This window comes from Enterorhabdus sp. P55 (assembly GCF_009911695.1).
Taxonomy (GTDB): domain Bacteria; phylum Actinomycetota; class Coriobacteriia; order Coriobacteriales; family Eggerthellaceae; genus Enterorhabdus.
In genome coordinates this window covers 1-621 of sequence record NZ_QWKK01000286.1, presented here as the reverse complement: position 1 = coordinate 621, position 621 = coordinate 1, and the positions used below count along the sequence as shown (strand labels likewise).

General features: G+C 29.1%; 2 protein-coding genes. Both read left to right on the top strand.

Going from position 1 to position 621, the window contains the following annotated elements; translation table 11 throughout:
* Positions 1 to 375: Rep family protein (locus D1643_RS11330; protein ID WP_236643582.1), on the top strand; the 375-nt coding region annotated here is incomplete at its 5' end.
* 31 nt (positions 376 to 406) lie between these two features.
* On the top strand, positions 407 to 621 hold a 215-nt coding region (locus D1643_RS11325), incomplete at its 3' end, for a hypothetical protein (RefSeq protein ID WP_201751123.1).

The following is a 621-nucleotide window of genomic DNA, read 5'->3' as shown; positions in this document are numbered from 1 at the left end:
TATTTGTATTTAACGCATGAATCAAAAGACGCTATTGCTAAAAATAAGCATAAATATTCTAAAGCTGATATTAGGTTGTTGAATAATTTTGATATTGACCGTTACATTACACTCGATGTTGAAGATAAAGAAGATTTGTTCAATGAAATTTGCGATATTATCGATGACCATGATTTAGCAAATATGCGTGAATTAAAGAATTTTGTGAAATATCATGGAGCAGAATATGGATTACCTAGCATGAAAGTTATACGTTCAGTGATGAAAATGAGTAGTGGGATTATTAGATTAACTTTTGATGCTGTTTATCAAGAACGTCGATATGGTCGGGCAGATATTGATAAAGATACAGGCGAAGTATTGAATAATAAGTAAGGGTTTAATTTTATTTTAAGGGGAAGCAATTATGAAATTTGAAGAAACATTATTACCAGAAAAATCAGACGTAATGACATTACAAAATATGATCAGAAAGTATAATAAGCAAAATTTTGAAACTGCAAATCAAACAGATTTTGCTATTTACATAAAAGATGATAGTGAGAATGTTATGGGGGGTATTTCAGGAGAAATATTTGGTAATTGGATGGATATAGAATATTTAGTTATTCATGAGAGTTT